Origin of the sequence: Kitasatospora cheerisanensis KCTC 2395, assembly GCF_000696185.1 — a bacterium.
Classification (GTDB): domain Bacteria; phylum Actinomycetota; class Actinomycetes; order Streptomycetales; family Streptomycetaceae; genus Kitasatospora; species Kitasatospora cheerisanensis.
This window is the reverse complement of record NZ_KK853997.1, coordinates 3,027,355-3,043,949: the sequence shown is the minus strand read 5'-3', so window position 1 is coordinate 3,043,949 and position 16,595 is coordinate 3,027,355. Positions and strand designations below refer to the sequence as shown.

15 protein-coding genes and 1 pseudogene are annotated in these 16,595 nt (G+C 72.6%); 9 read left to right on the top strand and 7 right to left on the bottom strand.

Annotation, left to right across the window (positions count from 1 at the left end; genetic code table 11):
• Window positions 1-135: 135 nt before the first annotated feature.
• Window positions 136-747: a DedA family protein gene (locus tag KCH_RS13695; RefSeq protein WP_051653045.1), complete on the bottom strand. Its 612-nt coding sequence runs from the start codon at window positions 745-747 to the stop codon at window positions 136-138.
• 414 nt (window positions 748-1,161) lie between these two features.
• Between KCH_RS13695 and KCH_RS13690 the strand changes: the two are divergent.
• A pseudogene (locus KCH_RS13690) lies at window positions 1,162-2,264 on the top strand (LLM class flavin-dependent oxidoreductase).
• Here the strand turns inward: KCH_RS13690 and KCH_RS46015 are convergent.
• The 3 genes from KCH_RS46015 to KCH_RS13680 all read right to left on the bottom strand — a co-directional run bounded on the left by KCH_RS46015 (window position 2,261) and on the right by KCH_RS13680 (window position 4,882).
• A complete protein-coding gene (locus KCH_RS46015; protein WP_279635865.1) occupies window positions 2,261-2,428 on the bottom strand; it encodes an EAL domain-containing protein in 168 nt (55 codons plus the stop codon). The pseudogene KCH_RS13690 and the gene KCH_RS46015 sit on opposite strands and share 4 nt — an antisense overlap.
• Window positions 2,401-4,146 (bottom strand): putative bifunctional diguanylate cyclase/phosphodiesterase, encoded by a 1,746-nt coding sequence (locus KCH_RS13685; protein WP_051653044.1) that lies wholly within the window; start codon window positions 4,144-4,146, stop codon window positions 2,401-2,403. The genes KCH_RS46015 and KCH_RS13685 overlap by 28 nt, the downstream gene beginning before the upstream one ends.
• A 310-nt stretch (window positions 4,147-4,456) precedes the next feature.
• Complete coding sequence (locus KCH_RS13680) at window positions 4,457-4,882, bottom strand: OsmC family protein (protein WP_035862996.1); 426 nt, start codon at window positions 4,880-4,882, stop codon at window positions 4,457-4,459.
• Between the two features lie 293 nt (window positions 4,883-5,175).
• On the opposite strand from KCH_RS13680, the gene KCH_RS13675 reads away from it, so the two are divergent.
• From KCH_RS13675 to KCH_RS13665, 3 genes are all read left to right on the top strand, one after another.
• A complete protein-coding gene (locus KCH_RS13675; protein ID WP_035862995.1) occupies window positions 5,176-5,517 on the top strand; it encodes a chorismate mutase in 342 nt (113 codons plus the stop codon).
• A 170-nt stretch (window positions 5,518-5,687) separates the two neighbouring features.
• Complete coding sequence (gene lepB / locus KCH_RS13670; protein ID WP_157032042.1) at window positions 5,688-6,374, top strand: signal peptidase I; 687 nt, start codon at window positions 5,688-5,690, stop codon at window positions 6,372-6,374.
• Window positions 6,375-6,520: 146 nt separating this feature from the next.
• Window positions 6,521-6,820: a YciI family protein gene (locus tag KCH_RS13665; protein WP_035862994.1), complete on the top strand. Its 300-nt coding sequence runs from the start codon at window positions 6,521-6,523 to the stop codon at window positions 6,818-6,820.
• Window positions 6,821-6,856: 36 nt separating this feature from the next.
• Here KCH_RS13665 and KCH_RS13660 read toward each other — a convergent pair whose 3' ends face one another.
• Window positions 6,857-7,828 carry a LuxR C-terminal-related transcriptional regulator gene (locus KCH_RS13660; protein ID WP_035862992.1) on the bottom strand — a complete coding sequence of 324 codons (972 nt, stop codon included), beginning with the start codon at window positions 7,826-7,828 and terminating at the stop codon, window positions 6,857-6,859.
• Window positions 7,829-8,209: 381 nt separating this feature from the next.
• Here KCH_RS13660 and KCH_RS41305 point away from each other — a divergent pair, with 381 nt between their 5' ends.
• From KCH_RS41305 to KCH_RS13640, 5 genes are all read left to right on the top strand, one after another.
• Window positions 8,210-8,347, top strand: a complete 138-nt coding sequence (locus KCH_RS41305) for a hypothetical protein (protein WP_157032041.1) — start codon at window positions 8,210-8,212, stop codon at window positions 8,345-8,347.
• A gap of 6 nt (window positions 8,348-8,353) precedes the next feature.
• Window positions 8,354-8,650 (top strand): hypothetical protein, encoded by a 297-nt coding sequence (locus KCH_RS13655; RefSeq protein ID WP_035862991.1) that lies wholly within the window; start codon window positions 8,354-8,356, stop codon window positions 8,648-8,650.
• Window positions 8,651-8,901: 251 nt separating this feature from the next.
• Complete coding sequence (locus tag KCH_RS13650) at window positions 8,902-10,260, top strand: FG-GAP repeat domain-containing protein (RefSeq protein ID WP_051653042.1); 1,359 nt, start codon at window positions 8,902-8,904, stop codon at window positions 10,258-10,260.
• A 121-nt stretch (window positions 10,261-10,381) separates the two neighbouring features.
• Window positions 10,382-11,560, top strand: coding sequence for an FG-GAP-like repeat-containing protein (locus KCH_RS46010; RefSeq protein WP_051653041.1), 1,179 nt, complete (start codon window positions 10,382-10,384; stop codon window positions 11,558-11,560).
• Between the two features lie 47 nt (window positions 11,561-11,607).
• The gene (locus KCH_RS13640; protein WP_167574049.1) at window positions 11,608-13,152 is read left to right on the top strand and encodes an FG-GAP-like repeat-containing protein; all 1,545 of its coding nucleotides are present in this window, start codon (window positions 11,608-11,610) and stop codon (window positions 13,150-13,152) included.
• A gap of 82 nt (window positions 13,153-13,234) precedes the next feature.
• Here KCH_RS13640 and KCH_RS13635 read toward each other — a convergent pair whose 3' ends face one another.
• Both KCH_RS13635 and KCH_RS13630 read right to left on the bottom strand, forming a co-directional pair.
• On the bottom strand, window positions 13,235-14,236 hold the full coding sequence (locus KCH_RS13635; RefSeq protein ID WP_051653039.1) for an EamA family transporter: 1,002 nt from the start codon (window positions 14,234-14,236) through the stop codon (window positions 13,235-13,237).
• 40 nt (window positions 14,237-14,276) lie between these two features.
• Window positions 14,277-16,451, bottom strand: coding sequence for a transglycosylase domain-containing protein (locus KCH_RS13630; RefSeq protein ID WP_051653038.1), 2,175 nt, complete (start codon window positions 16,449-16,451; stop codon window positions 14,277-14,279).
• Window positions 16,452-16,595 lie beyond the last annotated feature (144 nt).

The following is a 16,595-nucleotide window of genomic DNA, read 5'->3' as shown; positions in this document are numbered from 1 at the left end:
CGCCGCCCACCCGTCAACCGGTCATCACGCGGGACGAGTTCGCCCGGCTCCCGTCCGGGCCGCCCTGTAGCAGTCCTGAGACACGAAACCCGAGGCCGCAGCCCTGCCGGGCAGGCCCGCTCCGGAAGTTCGGGTCTAGTCGCCCTCGACCAGCACGGCCAGCCGGCGGCGACGGCGCACCAGTTGGACCACCGCGCTGCTGATCACCGTCGCGGCCAGGCAGGAGATCGCCAGGCTCAGCCACTCGGTGTCGAACCAGTGCAGGTTCAGCCAGCCCAGGCTGACGATGTACGCCGCCCACACCACCGCGGCCACCGCCGACCAGCGCAGGAACGTCCAGGGCCGGTTCGGGGAGTGACCCACCGCCAGGTCCAGCACCGTCCGCCCCGCCGGGACGAAGCGCGCCACGATCACGATCGCCGCCGCCGTCCGGCTGGTGGTGCGGCCGGTCAGCGCCCGCTGGACCCGGGCCACGCTCGCCGCCAGCCGCGGCCGGCGCTCCAGCCGCCGGTTCACCGCGGGCGCGCCGCGCCGGGCCAGGTGGAGCAGCAGCAGGTCGCCGAGGAAGGAGGCCAGGGCCACGCCCGCGCCCAGCAGCAGCGGCGAGCCGCCGACCTGGCCGGTCTTCAGCACGGCCAGGATCACCAGCGTCCCGCTCGGCAGGAACGGCAGAAAGGCGTCGCCGAGCACCGCGACCAGTGCGAGCGCGCAGTACCACGCCGGTGCGACGACCGCGTTGGCGTCCATGGTTCTCTCCCTCCAGCCCGCCCGGGGGAGAGGCAGCTGCAACGAGGGTCAACGCTAGCGCGAACACGTTTCATCACCTGAAGCACCCCCGTGTGGCATACCGCACACACCCCCCGGACATGGCTGAGAGCCCCCGGCGGGGTGCCGCTGCGGGGGCTCGGGGGAGACCGGCGGCGCTGGTCGAGCCCGCCGGTCCGTCGGTGCGCGGAGCCGGTGCGGCGTCCGCGACGATCTCCAGCCTGCCCCATCCGCGGACCCGGTTCGACCACTGCGCGTGGCGACTTCTCACGCTGGCGTGAAGTCGCCACCCGACCCTCGGGTCCGACGGACGCCCGGGAACAGCCCGGCGGGCCGGCGGGTTGTGCTCCGACGAACGCCCGGGCGCCCGGCCGGGGCACCAGGAGGACGCACCGCATGAGCACCGCACCGGAGCCGACCGACCACCCGTCCGGCGAGGACCCGATCCGCGGCCGGGCGACCGGCACCGCCCCCGCCCCGCTCTCGGTCCTCGACCTCGCCACCGTCGGCGCCGGCCACACCGCCGCCGAGGCGCTCGCCGCCACCACCGAACTCGCCCGCAGCGCCGAGCGCCTGGGCTACCACCGGTTCTGGGTCGCCGAGCACCACGGCATGCCAGGCGTGGCCTCCTCCGTCCCCGCCGTGCTGCTCGCCCACCTCGGCGCGCACACCAGCACCCTCCGGCTCGGCTCCGGCGGCGTGATGCTCCCCAACCACGCGCCGCTGTCCGTCGCCGAGCAGTTCGGCCTGCTGGAGGCCCTGCACCCCGGCCGGATCGACCTCGGCCTCGGCCGCGCCCCGGCACCGACCAGGCCACCGCCCGCGCCCTGCGCCGCGGACTCGCCGACGGCGCCGACGACTTCCCGCGCCAACTCGCCGAGCTCACCCACTTCCTGGACGGCGACTTCCCCGACGGCCACCCCTACGCCCGGCTGGAGGCGGTGCCGCGCTCCGCCGCCCGCCCGCCGATCTGGCTGCTCGGCTCCTCCGGCTTCTCCGCGCAGCTCTCCGCCCGGCTCGGCCTGCCGTTCGCCTTCGCGCACCACTTCAGCGCCGCCAACACGGTGCCCGCGCTCGACCTGTACCGGGACGCCTTCCGCCCGTCCGAGGTGCTCACCGAGCCGTACGCGCTGATCGGCGTCAGCGCGGTCGCCGCCGAGAGCACCGAACGCGCGCGCTGGCTGGCCCGCTCGGCGGGCCTCGGCATGCTGCGGCTGCGCCAGGGCCGGCCCGGGCCGATCCCCACCCCGGAGGAGGCCGCCGCGCACCGCTACACCCCGGCCGAGGAGGACTTCATGGACTCCTGGCTCGCCAACGTGGTGCTCGGCACCCCGGCCGAGGTCGCCGAGGGCCTGGAGGCGCTGCGCCGCCGCACCGGCGCCGACGAGCTGATGGTGACCTCGCACATCCACGGTCACCACAACCGGCTGACGTCCTACCGCCTGATCGCCGAGGCCTACGGGCTCACCGGCAAGCCCCGGCCCACCGACAAGGCTTAGGAGCGCTCCCGCAGTATCTCCGCGATCCGGTCCGGCGGGCCGGGGCGGGCGAAGTACCAGCCCTGCGCGGTGTCGCAGCCGGTCTGGCGGAGGCGTTCGGCCTGGGCGGCGTTCTCGATGCCCTCGGCGGTGACGGTCAGGCCGAGCGCGTGCGCCAGCTGCACGACGGCGCCGACGATCTGCTCGTCGGCGGCGCGCCGCCGGCCGCCGTCGCCGGGGCGCTCTCCCGGAACGCCTCGATGAAGGTGCCGTCGAGCTTCAGCGCGTGCACCGGGAGCCGGGACAGGTAGGCGAGGTTGGAGTAGCCGGTGCCGAAGTCGTCGATGGCGATCCGCACGCCCATGTCGGCGAGCGCCTGCAGGGCCTGCAGCGGGCGGCCGCTGGGGCCGAGGATCGCGCTCTCGGTGATCTCCAGTTGCAGCAGCCGGGCGGGCAGCCCGGTGCGCTCCAGCACCTCGGCGACGTCGGCGACCACGTCGGAGTCCCAGATCTGACGGGCCGCCAGGTTCACCGAGACGAAGGTCTCCGCGTCCGGGAACTCGGCCAGCCAGCGGCGGGCCTGACGGCAGGACTCCTCCAGCACCCACTTGCCGAGCGGCACGATCGCGCCGGACTCCTCGGCGAGCGGGATGAACCGGTCCGGCGACAGCAGCCCGTACCGGGGGTGGCGCCAGCGCACCAGCGACTCCGCGCCGTGCACCGCGCCGTCCGCCAGGCCCACCAGCGGCTGGTACTCGACGGTGAACTCGCCGCGCTCGACGGCCGGCCGCAGCGCGGTGGCCAGCAGGTGGCGGGTGAGCTGGTCGGCGCCGCGGTCGCGGTCGTACAGCGTCCAGCGGGCGCGGCCGTCGGCCTTCGACCAGTACAGGGTGGAGTCGGCGTCGCGGATCAGGTCGGTGGGGGTGGAGCCGCGCACCGGGCGTTCGACCACGCCGATCGAGGCGGTCACCGTCAGCCGGTGCCCGGCCACCTCGAACGGCCGCTCCAGGGCGTCCATCAGGCCGGCCGCGAGGTGGGTGAGCTGCTGGTGGCCGACGCTGTCGACGACCAGCACGGCGAACTCGTCGCCGCCCATCCGGGCCACCAACTGGCCCTCGCCGTCGGCGAATCCGTGCTCCAGCCGGGCGGCGACGGCGACCAGCAGCTGGTCGCCGATGTGGTGGCCGAGGGTCTCGTTGATGGCCGCGAAGCCGTCCAGGTCGACGTAACAGAGCCCGATCCGGCGCTCGGTGGGCTCGACCGACCCGGCCTGCCCGGCCGGCTTGAACGCGGCCTCCAGCCGCTCGTAGAACAGCGTCCGGTTCGGCAGCCTGGTCAGCGGGTCGTGCAGCGCCTGGTAGGCGAGCCGGTCGCCGAGCTGCCGCTGCTCGGTGATGTCCTCGACCATGACCAGCGTGTAGTAGGGGCGGCCGGCGCCGTCGCGGATCAGCGAGACGGTGACCCGGCCCCAGACCTCGCGCCCCTCGCGGTGCTTGAGCCGCTTCTCGGTGCGCATCCGGTCGCGCTCGCCGCGCACCAGCTCGCGGTAGCGGCGGCGGGACGGGTCCTCGGGGTCGATGATCCGGTGGATGTGCATGCCGGGCAGTTCGGCGGTCTCCCGGCCGAGCATGGCCGCGAACGCCGGGTTGCCCTCGATCACCAAGTCGTCGGTGTCGATCAGCGCCATGCCGATGCCGGCGTCGGAGAACGCGGCGCGGAACCGCGACTCGCTGGCCCGCAGCGCGTCGGCGAGGTGGGCGGCGTCGGCGCTCAGCGGGCTGCCGCAGGCGGTGCAGATCTCCGGTGCGTGGGGCGGGTGTTCGGCCGCTCCGGTCTGCGGGCGCGGCGTTTCGGGCCGCCCACCCCGATGGTGTGCGTCGGCCCCGACGTTCCGGCCCGGCACGGCACGCTCCCGTCCGCTGCTGCCACTGATCACGGCCGGTGCCCGCGCGGGCGGAGACCGGCCCGCGGCCCCGCTCCGTCCGGCGGACCCCGGCCGGGGGCCGGGGAACGGTCGGCGGCCTGGGGCCACGTCCGGCGATCATAGGCCGCCGGTGTAACTGTGCGCGACCGCCGCCAGGGTGATTGGGGCGGAATGTCCGCAGATGTCGCTCGACATTCCGTGCGAAGCCCCCGACCTGCACCGATCCGGTGCACGCCGGGGGCGTACGCCCGTGCTCACGCGCCGTAGCGGCGCGCGAGTTGAGGGCGGGTCAGGCCAGGCTCGCGGAGAGCGTGATGGTGGTGCCGGTCAGCGCCTGGCTGACCGGGCAGTTCGCCTTGGCGTCCTCGGCGGCCTTCACGAAGCCCGCCTCGTCCAGGCCCGGCACGGTGCCGACCACGGTCAGGTGGATGCCGGTGATGCCGGTGCCCGGCTGGAAGGTCACGTCCGCCTTGGTCTCCAGCTTGGTGGGCGGGGTGCCCGCGCCGGTCAGGCCGTGCGACAGCGCCATCGAGAAGCACGCCGAGTGCGCGGCCGCGATCAGCTCCTCCGGGCTGGTCTTGCCGTTGGCGGCCTCGGCCCGGGACGGCCAGGACACCGGGTACTCGCCGATGCCCGAGGAGTCGAAGGTCACCAGGCCCTTGCCGTCGAGCAGGTTGCCCTCCCACTCGGTGTGCGCGGTGCGGGTCGTTGCCACGATCAGGTACCTCCTGTAGGGGGAACTGCCGGTCGAACTGCTCCACCCGCGACCGCACTTGCGGCCGCGGCCAGCCCAGCCTACGGCCCGCGGCGAGCCCCGGTGGGCGAACGCCGCGCCGTCGGACCCACGCTGTCCGGCGGCCGTCCCACATCCCGGAACGCGGGGGAAAACACGGCGAGAACGGCGGGTTTGCCCTGTTAGATTGGCCGTTCGCCCGCGCCTGGGACGGCCGTCCGCCGCGCCCCGCCGCGCCCGGGAACCCACCCGAACCCGCATCGGAGCCACCCCACATGACGGACCAGCCCACCCCCGCCCCGGCGGGCATCGACCACGCCGTGCTGGCCGAGCTGACCCGCCTGCGCGAGTCGATCGACAACATCGACGCCGCCGTCGTCCACATGCTCGCCGAGCGCTTCAAGGCCACCCAGCAGGTCGGCCGGCTGAAGGCCGAGCACCGGCTGCCGCCGGCCGACCCGGAGCGCGAGCGCCGGCAGATCGCCCGGCTGCGCGAACTGGCCGTCAGCGCCAACCTGGACCCGGTGTTCGCCGAGAAGTTCCTCAACTTCATCATCGCCGAGGTGATCAGGCACCACGAGGCCATCGCCGGCGACAGCGGCCGCGCCGAGGCCTGACCGCCGCGCCGGGGCCCGACTGCCGCGCCGGGGCCCGACCGCCGCACCGAAGGCCGAGTACCCCGCCGGGGCCGAGCGCCGCGCCGCGGGTGTCCGGTCCGCGTAAGGACCGGATTTCGCGCCGCCCGGTGCGCGGGTTAGCGTGCTGTCCTTCGGAGGAGGCGGTTTCGGTGTCCGTAGCGGTGACCGAGGAGACCACGCAGGAGCAGGGCTGGCGCAGGCGCCGGCCCTGGTACGTGGAGCTGCCCGTGATGATCGCGGTCGGCCTGGTGGTCGCGGTGGTGATCAAGTCCTGCCTGTTCCAGATGTTCTCCATCCCGTCCGGTTCGATGGAGAACACCCTGCAGGTCGGCGACCGGGTCGCGGTCAACAAGCTCGCCCCGCTGACCGGTTGGAAGCCCGAGCCGGGCGAGCCCGTGGTGTTCAAGGACCCGGGCGGCTGGCTGCCGCCCGCCCCGAAGGACGGCAACGCCTTCACCGGCGCCGTGCACTCCGGCCTGAGCGCGATCGGCCTGCTCCCGCCCGGCGACGACTACCTGGTCAAGCGGGTCATCGCCACCGGTGGCCAGACCGTCGCCTGCCGCGGCACCACCCTCACCGTCGACGGCCAGCCCGTCACCGAGCCCTACCTGCACCCCGGCGACGACTCCTGCGCCGGCCTCGACTTCGGCCCGGTCACCGTCCCCGCCGAGCACGTCTGGGTCGAGGGCGACCACCGCAGCGACTCCGCCGACTCCCGCTACCACCGCGACGAGCCGGGCGGCGGCGCCGTCCCCGTCGACGACCTGGTCGGCCCGACCACCGCCGTGGTCTGGCCCCTCAACCACTTCACCTGGTTCGGCTGGACCGGCCGCTGACCAGCCGTCAGGCCGTCAGCCCGTCAGCCCGTCACCCCGCGCCGCTGCCGGACCGCGCACCCCGCCGCCAAGGGCCCAACTGGTCATCGCGGCCTACGAGTCGGGGCCGATCCGGCCCGGCGGGAGCTACGCCATACGATGATCGGGTGTTCATTCTGGAGTTGACCTACACCGCCCCGCTGGAGCGCATCGACGCCCTCCTGCCCGCCCACGTCGCCTGGCTCGAAGAGCACTACGCGAACGGCACCTTCCTCGCCTCCGGCCGCAAGGTGCCGCGCGACGGCGGCGTCATCCTCGCCGTCGCCGAGAGCCGCGAGGCCGTCGAGGCCCTGGCCGCCACCGACCCGTTCAGCCGGGCCGGGGCCACCGCGTACCGGATCACCGAGTTCCTCGCCACCACCACCGGCCCCGACCTCGCCCCGCACCGCCAGACCCTCCCGTCCTGACGCTCCGGGGAGTTCGCGGAGCCGGCCGACGGCCGCTCAGAGCCAGCCCTGCTGAGCGGCCTTGAGGCCTGCCTCGAAGCGGCTGCTGGCGCCCAGGCGCTCCATGATCGAGGCCATGTGGCGGCCGACGGTGCGGGCGGAGATGCCGAGGCGCTGCCCGGCGGTGTCGTCGGTGAGGCCGGTGCCGAGCAGGCGGAGCAGCTCGCTCTCGGTCGGGGTGAGCCCGGTGGCGGGGTCGTCGGGAGTGGTCGCGCCGAGCGGGACGGCGGTGTTCCAGGCCTGCTCGTAGAGGTCGATCAGGGCGCTCAGGATGCCGGGTTCGGTGACGTACAGGGCGCCCTTGCGGGTGTCCTCCGGGTCGATCGGGACGAGCGCCTGGCTCCGGTCGACGATGACGACGCGCTGCGGAACGGTGGGGGCGGTGCGGACCTCGCCCCCCTGGCCGAGCAGCCAGTGCGCGTAGTGCGCGGTGTGCGGGTGGTGCCGGCTGGAGTCCTGGTAGAGGGTGCGGATGGTGACGCCGCGGGCGAGCGCCTCGGCGTCGGCGGGACGGGAGGCGTCGAGGTCCTCGGGACGCTGGACGCCGGCCTGGCTGCTGAGGACTTCGCGGTGGGTGGAGCGGCCCATCTGCTCCAGGCGGTGCTGGATGGCGTCGATGCCGAGCAGCCGTTCGCCGTGCGCGGAGCGGTGCTCGGCCCGGTCGGCGACCATCCGGGCGACCGCGGCGCGGGAGGTGGCGAGGGCGGCCTGGCGGGCGGCGAGTTCGGCCTCCTGCCGGGCGACCATGTCGGCCAGTCCGATCGACGGGTCGACGGCGCGCATCCGGCCGGGATGCTCGGCGGAGGCGCGCACCAGCATCAGCTCGCCGAGCTCGTCCAGACTGTCGTGGACCTGGCCGGGCAGCAGCCCGCAGTGGGCGGCGAGTCCGTCGATGCTCTCGCCGGGGAGGTCGAGCATGGCCTGGTAGACCTGACAGGCCCGGGCCGACAGGCCGAGTGCCTCCAGCATGGTTCCCCCCTGAGAATCCTGTGTTGCCGCTGTGGGCGGCGGTGCGCGAATCGTGCACTGATCATTTCAATTCGCGGGAGCCGCACACAAGAACGAGTTCGCTCCATCGATCACGGCTTCCGCCGGTTTGACCAGGCAATTCCTTCCGGGTCGGAGGTGGGTGGTTCCTCCCACTGACTTGACGCGTCCATGGCATGGTGTCCGGTCTCGGACAGGCCGATCGGCGACAGCCGAAGCCCCTTCCGGGCTGCCCCGGGACAGGCGAAGCTATTGATCGCCGCCAGGGAGACAGGCCGGGCGGCGAACCGGAGAGAGTGCCAACCGCGGGGCGCTGAACCGGAACTTCCCTTACAGGAACCACCGTTGAGGAGAACCACCGAAATGCGTACCCGTCTCGCCAAGATCACCGCGGTCGCCGCTCTCGCCCTCGCCGCCCTGATCGCCGCCCCCGCCGCCATCGACTCCGCCTCCTCCACCGGCACCGTGACCGTGGCCGACGGCAGCCTCGGCTGGGGCTGAGCCGCTGTGGACGTCGTGTACGCCAGCCTGACCCGCAGGGAGCCCGGGCGCGCCTCGCCCGAGGAGGCGGGCGAGGTCGTCGAGGTCCTGTGGGCCCACGCCCGGCCCGCCGACGCGCTCCAGCACATCACCGCCCGCAGTGAGAGCGACCGGCTGGACCTGCTGCTCTACCTCCTCACGCGCCACCCCGCCGACGGTCCCTCGACCTCCGTCGCCACCGCGCACGCCCTGATCGCCCGCGGCCACCGGAACTCACCGCTGCTGGCCCGGCGCTACCACGCCCCGACGCCGGCCTCCTGCTGATCAGGAGACCCACCGGCCGTCCGCCGAAAGGCAGTTGACACCGCGCCACCGCCGCGCGACGCCCACCCGCCGGCCGGCCCGCAGCCCGACCGGAACCGGCTGCCCGGCACCCGGGGCGCCGGCCACCACTCGCACCCTGCGCACCGACCGCTGTTCCTGCAGGACAGCCGTCCATCCGCACGCGCCGATCCGCCTTCGCGCGGCCGGCAAGCCACCGACTCGCCCAGAACCCGCCACGAGGGGACTTCGCCATGCCTTCTTCCCGCAACTCCAAGCTCGTCCGCGTCGCCCTGGCCGCCGCCATCACGCTCTCCGGCGCCGTCGCCACCACGGCCGTCACGGTCGCCACCGCCACCACCGCCCAGGCGGCGTCCTCGGTCGGCGGTCAGATCACCCGCAGCGAGGTCATCCAGCGCGCCCAGTACTGGCTGGGCAAGTCCATCACCTACGACCAGGGCGGCTCCTACCCCGACTCCTCCGGCCGCAACTACCGGACGGACTGCGGGGGTTACGTGGACATGGCCTGGCACCTCGCCGACGGCCCCAACACCCAGGGCCTGGCCAGCAGCACCTACACCACCGAGATCTCCCGCAGCGACCTCAAGGCCGGCGACATCCTCGACAGCTACTTCGACCACGTCATCCTGTTCGAGAAGTGGGACGACGCCGCCCACACCACCTTCTCCTACTACTCCTTCGGCTCCACCCCGGTGAAGCACGTCACCGGCACCTCGATCAACGCCGCCTACTTCGACTCCCACCCCAACGGCGACTACAAGGCCTACCGCTACAAGAACATCGTCGACGACCCGACCGCTCCGCGTCCGGCGCGGACGACGTCCGCGGACTTCAACGGTGACGGCAAGGCCGATGTGGTGGGCATCGACGCGAACAACAACATGCGGCTGTACCCCGGTGACGGTGCGGGCCACGTCGGCGGCGGCAGCGACATGCTGGGCAGCAACGGCATGTGGGCCAACTTCCGTTCGATCGCCGCGGGTGACTTCAACGGCGACGGCAAGGCCGACGTCGCGGGCATCGACGCGTACGACAACCTGAACCTGTACACCGGCGACGGTCAGGGTCACCTCTCGGTGTCGAACGCGATGCTGGGCACGAACGGCGCGTGGGCGAACTTCAAGGCCATTGCGGCTGGTGACTTCAACGGCGACGGCAAGCAGGACATCGCCGGTATCGACGCGTACAACAACCTGAACCTCTACACCGGTGACGGTCAGGGCCACCTCAGCATCTCCAACGCGATGCTCGGCACCAACGGCGCGTGGGCGAACTTCAAGGGCATCACGGCGGGCGACTTCAACGGCGACGGCAAGACCGACATCGCCGGCATCGACGCCAACAACAACCTGACCCTGTACACCGGTGACGGTCAGGGCCACCTCGGCATCGGCAACGCGATGCTCGGCACCAACGGCGCGTGGCTGAACTTCCGGTCCGTCATGGGCGGTGACTTCAACGGCGACGGCAAGCGGGACATCGCGGGCATCGACGCCAACAACGACCTGAAGCTCTACACGGGCGACAACGCGGGCCACCTCGGCGGCGGCAGCGTGATGCTCGCCGGCAGCGGCCTCTGGGCCGGCTTCTAGGAGTCCGGGCCTGCCAGGGACTTGAAGTCCGTCGGTCCCTGGCAGCCCTCTCCTGCCGCCCCCGCAACCCTCGCCATTCCACGCTGCCCGGCCACCGGACCGGGCGCCCTCGGAGGAAACCGTGAACCTGCCCATCGCCCCTGCCGCCCGCAAGACCGTTCTGCTGGCCTCGCTGTCCGCGCTGACGACCGTGGCCGTGCTGGGAGTCGGCGCGACGTCGGCCGACGCTGCCTCCGTGGCCACCTGGGACAGGGTCGCCCAGTGCGAGAGCAGCGGGGTCTGGAACCTCAACACGGGAAACACCTACTACGGCGGCCTGCAGTTCAGCGCCAGCACCTGGCTCGCCTACGGCGGCGGGCAGTACGCCGCCCGGGCCGACCTCGCCACCAAGCAGCAGCAGATCCTGATAGCCGAGAAGGTCCTGCGTGCCGCGGGCCCCGGCCAGTGGGGCTGCGCGGCCGAGGCCGGACTGACCAACGACGGAATCGACCCCTACCCCCCGACCGCTCCGCGTCCGGCGCGGACGACGTCCGCGGACTTCAACGGTGACGGCAGGGTCGATGTGGTGGGCATCGACGCGAACAACAACATGCGGCTGTACCCGGGTGACGGTGCGGGCCATGTCGGCGGTGGCAGCGACATGCTGGGCAGCAACGGCATGTGGGCGAACTTCAAGGCCATTGCCGCGGGTGACTTCAACGGTGACGGCAAGGCCGACGTTGCGGGCATCGACGCGTACGACAACCTGAACCTGTACACGGGCGACGGTCAGGGCCACCTCAGCGTGTCCAACGCGATGCTCGGTACGAACGGTGCGTGGGCGAACTTCAAGGGCATCACGGCGGGCGACTTCAACGGCGACGGCAAGACCGACATCGCCGGTATCGACGCCTACAACAACCTGAACCTGTACGCCGGTGACGGTCAGGGTCATCTGTCGGTGTCGAACGCGATGCTCGGTACGAACGGCGCGTGGGCGAACTTCAAGGGCATCACGGCGGGCGACTTCAACGGCGACGGCAAGCGGGACATCGCGGGCATCGACGCCAACAACAACCTGACCCTGTACACCGGTGACGGTCAGGGCCACCTCAGCATCGGCAACGCGATGCTCGGCACCAACGGCGCGTGGCTGAACTTCCGCTCCGTCATGGGCGGTGACTACAACGGCGACGGCAAGCAGGACATCGCGGGCATCGACGCCAACAACGACCTCAAGCTCTACACCGGCGACAACGCGGGCCACCTCGGCGGCGGCAGCGTGATGCTCGCCGGCAGCGGCCTCTGGGCCGGTTTCTGATGGCCCCTCACCAGCCCACCCCTGCTCACCGACCCCGGATGGCGACCGTGAAACGACTGGCACCGCTTGCCGCCGCAACCCTGTTCGGCCTGCTCGGCATCCCGCTGGCCGCGACCCCGGCTTCGGCCGCGACCCCGGTCCCCCCGGAGCTGAAGGTCATGCCGCTCGGCGACTCGATAACCGCCGGCTACCAGAGCACCGCGTCGAACGGTTACCGCGGGCCGCTGCTCCAGCTGGCCGCCCAGCAGTCCAGGTACACCGTGAACTTCGTGGGCTCCGCCCGCAACGGCTCGATCGCCGACCCCGACAACGAGGGCCACAGCGGCTACGAGATCCAGGGGATCCGCAACGGGATCGACGGCTGGCTGGCCGCCGCGCACCCGGACGTGGTGCTCCTGCACATCGGCGTCAACGACCTCAACAACGACGACAACACGGCCACCGCGGCCGACCGCGCCAAGGATCTGGTGAACCGGATCTTCACGGACCGGCCGGACGTGACGGTCGTCATCCAGGGGCTGATCCCGACCACCGCGGGGTACCCCGCCAAGGCCGCCATGCCCTCGCTGGTCACCGCGTACAACGACCAGCTCCGGCAGTGGGCCGCACAGCAGCAGGCGGCGGGCCGGCACCTCAGGTTCGTCGACGCGCCGGCGCTCACCGCGCAGCAACTGCCCGACGGGCTGCACCCGAACGACGCGGGCTACTCGCGGCTGGCGCAGACCTTCTACGGCCCGCTCGACCAGGCGTTCAGCGACGGCTGGGTGGTGGGCGGCGCGCCCACCCCGGTGACCACTCCGATCCGTCCGGCGCGGACGACGTCCGCGGACTTCAACGGTGACGGCAAGGCCGACATCGCGGGCATCGACGCCAACAACAACATGCGGCTGTACCCGGGTGACGGTGCGGGCCATGTCGGCGGTGGCAGCGACATGCTGGGCAGCAACGGCGCGTGGGCGAACTTCAAGGCCGTCACCGCGGGTGACTTCAACGGCGACGGCAAGGCCGACATCGCGGGCATCGACGCCTACGACAACCTGAACCTGTACACCGGCGACGGTCAGGGCCACCTCAGCGTGTCCAACGCGATGCTCGGCAGCAACGGCGCGTGGGCCAACTTCAAGGCCATCACCGCGGGCGACTTCAACGGTGACGGCAAGGCCGACATCGCGGGCATCGACGCCAACAACAACATGCGGCTCTACCTGGGCGACGGTGCGGGCCATGTCGGCGGTGGCAGCGACATGCTGGGCAGCAACGGCGCGTGGGCGAACTTCAAGGCCGTCACCGCAGGCGACTTCAACGGCGACGGCAAGGCCGACATCGCGGGCATCGACGCCTACGACAACCTGAACCTGTACACCGGCGACGGACAGGGCCACCTCAGCGTGTCCAACGCGATGCTCGGCACCAGCGGCGCCTGGGCCAACTTCCGTTCCGTCATGGGCGGTGACTTCAACGGCGACGGCAAGCGGGACGTCGCAGGCATCGACGCCAACAACGACCTCAAGCTCTACACCGGCGACGGTGCGGGCCACGTCGGCGGCGGCAGCGTGATGCTCAACGGCAGCGGCCTCTGGGCCGGCTTCTGAAGCCCGCCGCAGGAAGCGGCGACGACGGCCTGCACCGGGGGGTGCAGGCCGTCGTTCCCGTACCGGCGGGCGGAGGAGCTACCTAGCTCTTGGCCGAGGCCGCCGACTGGGCGGCGAACGCGCCGGCCAGGACGAGGGCGCCGCCGGCGAGCTGGGCGGGGCCCAGGTGCTCGCCGAGGAGGACCCAGGCGAGGACGGTGGCGACCACGGCCTCCAGGTTGGCGACCACGCCGGCCACCGGCGGGGAGAGGTGCTGCACCGAGACCACGCCGGTCAGGTAGGCGAGGACGGTGGCGACCAGGACCATCCACAGGGCGGGCAGCAGCGCGGGCAGCTGGTGGCCGTTCATGGTGACGGAGCGGGTCAGCAGCGACCAGTCCGCGGTCCACGGGTGGGTGAACACGGTGAGCAGCACCGCGCCGATCAGCAGCCCGTACGCGGAGACCGCCAGCGGGTCGACCGGGCGGTCGCCCTGCCGGCCGGCGTCGGCGAGGACGAAGTAGCCGACCTGGCAGCAGGCCGCGCCGAGCGCGAAGGTGACGCCGAGCGCGTCGAAGGAGAGGCCGTGCCACACCTCGACGACGCAGGCGAGGCCGGCCACCGCGACGCCCGCGCCGGCCGTCGCGCGGCGGGAGACGGGCCGGCGCTGCACGAGCCGGACGTAGGCGATCAGCAGCGGCGGGCCCAGGTACTCGATCAGCAGGGCCACGCCCACCGGGATGCGGGAGATCGCCGCGAAGTAGCAGGCCTGCACGCCGGCGACGGCGAGGAGGCCGAAGCCGAGCAGCAGGCCGGGCCGGCGCCGCACCGCGTCGCGGTGCTTCCAGGCGATCGGCAGCAGCACCAGCGCCGCGCCGGCGACCCGCAGCCAGACGGTGTGGGTGGGGGAGAGCCCGGCCTCGATCAGCGGCTTGGCGGCCGTCCCGGACCCGCCGAACGCGACCGCGGAGACCAGCGCGAGGACCAGGCCCACCTTGGCGGCCCGCCCTCCGGGGGCGGGGGAGCGGTGATGCTCCGTCAGGGGGAGATCGGCGGCCGGTCGCGGGTCCAGCGACATGGCGGAGGGGTCCGAGCTGCTGTGCATCGCCGCATTGTGCCAGCTCGGACCCCTCCGCCGTAAGGCGCTATTCCGTTGGTTGGTCCTGAGGTACGAGCAGTCCGCCCGCCCCGCCGAGACCCGGCGTACTGGTCGGCTCCGGCGTGCTGGTGGCCCCGCCGCTCGGCTTGGCCGACGGGGTCCGGCTGGGCCGGGTCGCGCCGCCGTCGGTGGCGCCGTCGGTGGGCCGCGAGCTGGCCCGGCCGTTGCCGTTCCCGTTGCCGTTGTTGCCGGTGCCCGCGGTCGGCGAGGGCGCGGTGGTCGTGTCGTCGGTCGCGGACGGGCTCTGGCTCGGCGAGGCGGAGCCGGACGGCGTGGACGGCACGGTGGTGGACGGGGTCCGGCTCACCCCGGGGAACGAGGCGACCGGCTGCCCGGCCAGCGCGGACTTCATGTACGCCGTCCAGATCGCCGCCGGGAACCGGCCGCCGGCCGCGCTGCCCGCGCCCCCGACGCCGTCCAGGGTGACCTGCTTGCCGGTGGCCGGGTCCTGCCCGAACAGGCCGACCACGGTGACCAGGTCGGGGGTGTACCCGGCGAACCACACCGACTTGGAGTCGTCGGTGGTGCCGGTCTTGCCCGCCGCCGGGCGGTTCAGCGCGGCGGCCCGGTAGCCGGTGCCGCCCTGGTCGTCGATGACGCCGCGGAGGATCGCGGTGGTGCTGCGGGCGGCGTCCTTGGAGATCGCCTGGTTCGCCTTGTGCTCGGGCAGCGCCACCTGCTCGCCGCCGGACTCCAGCGACTTCACCAGCCACGGGGTGATCTGCTGGCCGTCGTTGTCCAGGGTGGCGTACACCCCGGCGAGCTCCAGCACGGACGGGGTGGCCGCGCCGAGCGGGATCGACGGGACGGCCTTCAGGCCCGGGGTCTCGGCGGGCAGGCCCATCGCGACCGCCGTGGAGCGGACCTTCTCCAGCCCGGTGTCCTGCGCGAGCTGCGCGAACACCGAGTTCACCGACCAGTCGGTGGCCTGCTGGAGGGTGATCTGCCCGTACGAGCGCTCGCCCTCGTTCGGCGGCGCGTAGGGCACGCCCTTGGCGCCGCGCACCGGGCGCCGGTTGGTGCCGTCGTAGACGGTGTCGGCGCTGATCCGGTCCCCGTACTGGGTGCGGGCCCCGGAGTCCAGGGCGGCGGCCAGCGCGATCGCCTTGAAGGTGGAGCCGGCCTGGTAGTCGGTGCGGGTGGCGTTGTCGATCCAGTGCTTGGTGGCGTCGGCGCCGCCGTACAGCGCCACCACCTGCCCGGTCTTCGGGTCGACGGACACCGCGCCGGCCTGCGCGGCCGCGTCGACCTTGCGGCTGTCGGGCTTCAGGTTGTCGGTCAGCTGGGCCTGCACCGCGTCCTGCAGCTGCTGCTGCTTCTTGGAGTCCACGGTGAGCGTGATGGTGTAGCCGCCCTGCGCGAGCTGGGCGTCGCTGACGATGTTGTTCTCGGTCAGGTACGAGGTCGCGGCGGCCACCAGGTAGCCGGCCTGGCCGGACAGGCCCGGCGCGGACTTCGGCGCCAGCACCTCCGGGAACGCCAGCTGCTTGCGCTCCTCGGCGCCCAGCCACTTCTTCGAGACCATGCCGTCCAGCACGTAGTTCCAGCGGGCCACGGCCTTCTGCTTGCCGGCCTCGGTGGCCGAGGACACGTCGTACGCGCTGGGCGCGTTCAGCAGCGTCGCCAGGTAGGCGCCCTGGGCGGCGTTCAGCTGGGAGGCGTCCACCCCGAAGTAGGCCTGCGCGGCGGCCTGGATGCCGTACGCGCCGCGCCCGTAGTACGAGGTGTTCAGGTAGGAGGAGAGGATCTCGTCCTTGCTCTGGGTCGCGTCCACCTTGATCGCGATGAAGACTTCCTTCACCTTGCGGCTGACGGTCTGCTTCTGGTTCAGGTAGGCGTTCTTCACGTACTGCTGGGTGATCGTCGAACCGCCCTGGGTGGAGCCCCCGGAGGCGGTGTTGAAGGCGGCGCGGGCCATGCCCTTGATGTTGATCGCGCCCTCGGAGTAGAAGTTGCGGTCCTCGGCGGCCAGCGCGGCGTGCTGCGCGTCCTGGGAGACCTTGTCCAGCCCGACGTTCTGCCGGTTGGTCTGCCCGGTGCGGGCCAGCAGCGAGCCGTCCGAGTACAGCCAGGTGTTGGACTGCGCGGTGGCCGCGGCGTGCGCGTCGGGCACCTTGACCAGGGCGATCCCCAGCGCGAACAGGCCGATCCCCAGCAGCATCGAGGCGGCCAGCCCGATCAGGGTGGTCCGCCACGTGGGTATCAGCCTGCGCCAGCCGGTCCGCTTCGTACGTTCACGGGGCTTTCGAGGCAACGGAAACCTTCCCGCAGGCCCCGGACGGGCTGCTCGCTCGGGCGAGGGTGT

Coding starts and splice junctions, on each gene's coding strand:
- KCH_RS13695 (WP_051653045.1), bottom strand. CDS start 747: ATGGACGCCAACGCGGTCGTCGCACCGGCGTGGTACTGCGCGCTCGCA.
- KCH_RS13675 (WP_035862995.1), top strand. CDS start 5,176: ATGACGGACCAGCCCACCCCCGCCCCGGCGGGCATCGACCACGCCGTG.
- KCH_RS13660 (WP_035862992.1), bottom strand. CDS start 7,828: ATGCTGGAGGCACTCGGCCTGTCGGCCCGGGCCTGTCAGGTCTACCAG.
- KCH_RS41305 (WP_157032041.1), top strand. CDS start 8,210: ATGCGTACCCGTCTCGCCAAGATCACCGCGGTCGCCGCTCTCGCCCTC.
- KCH_RS13650 (WP_051653042.1), top strand. CDS start 8,902: ATGCCTTCTTCCCGCAACTCCAAGCTCGTCCGCGTCGCCCTGGCCGCC.
- KCH_RS13635 (WP_051653039.1), bottom strand. CDS start 14,236: ATGCACAGCAGCTCGGACCCCTCCGCCATGTCGCTGGACCCGCGACCG.
- KCH_RS13630 (WP_051653038.1), bottom strand. CDS start 16,451: ATGCTGCTGGGGATCGGCCTGTTCGCGCTGGGGATCGCCCTGGTCAAG.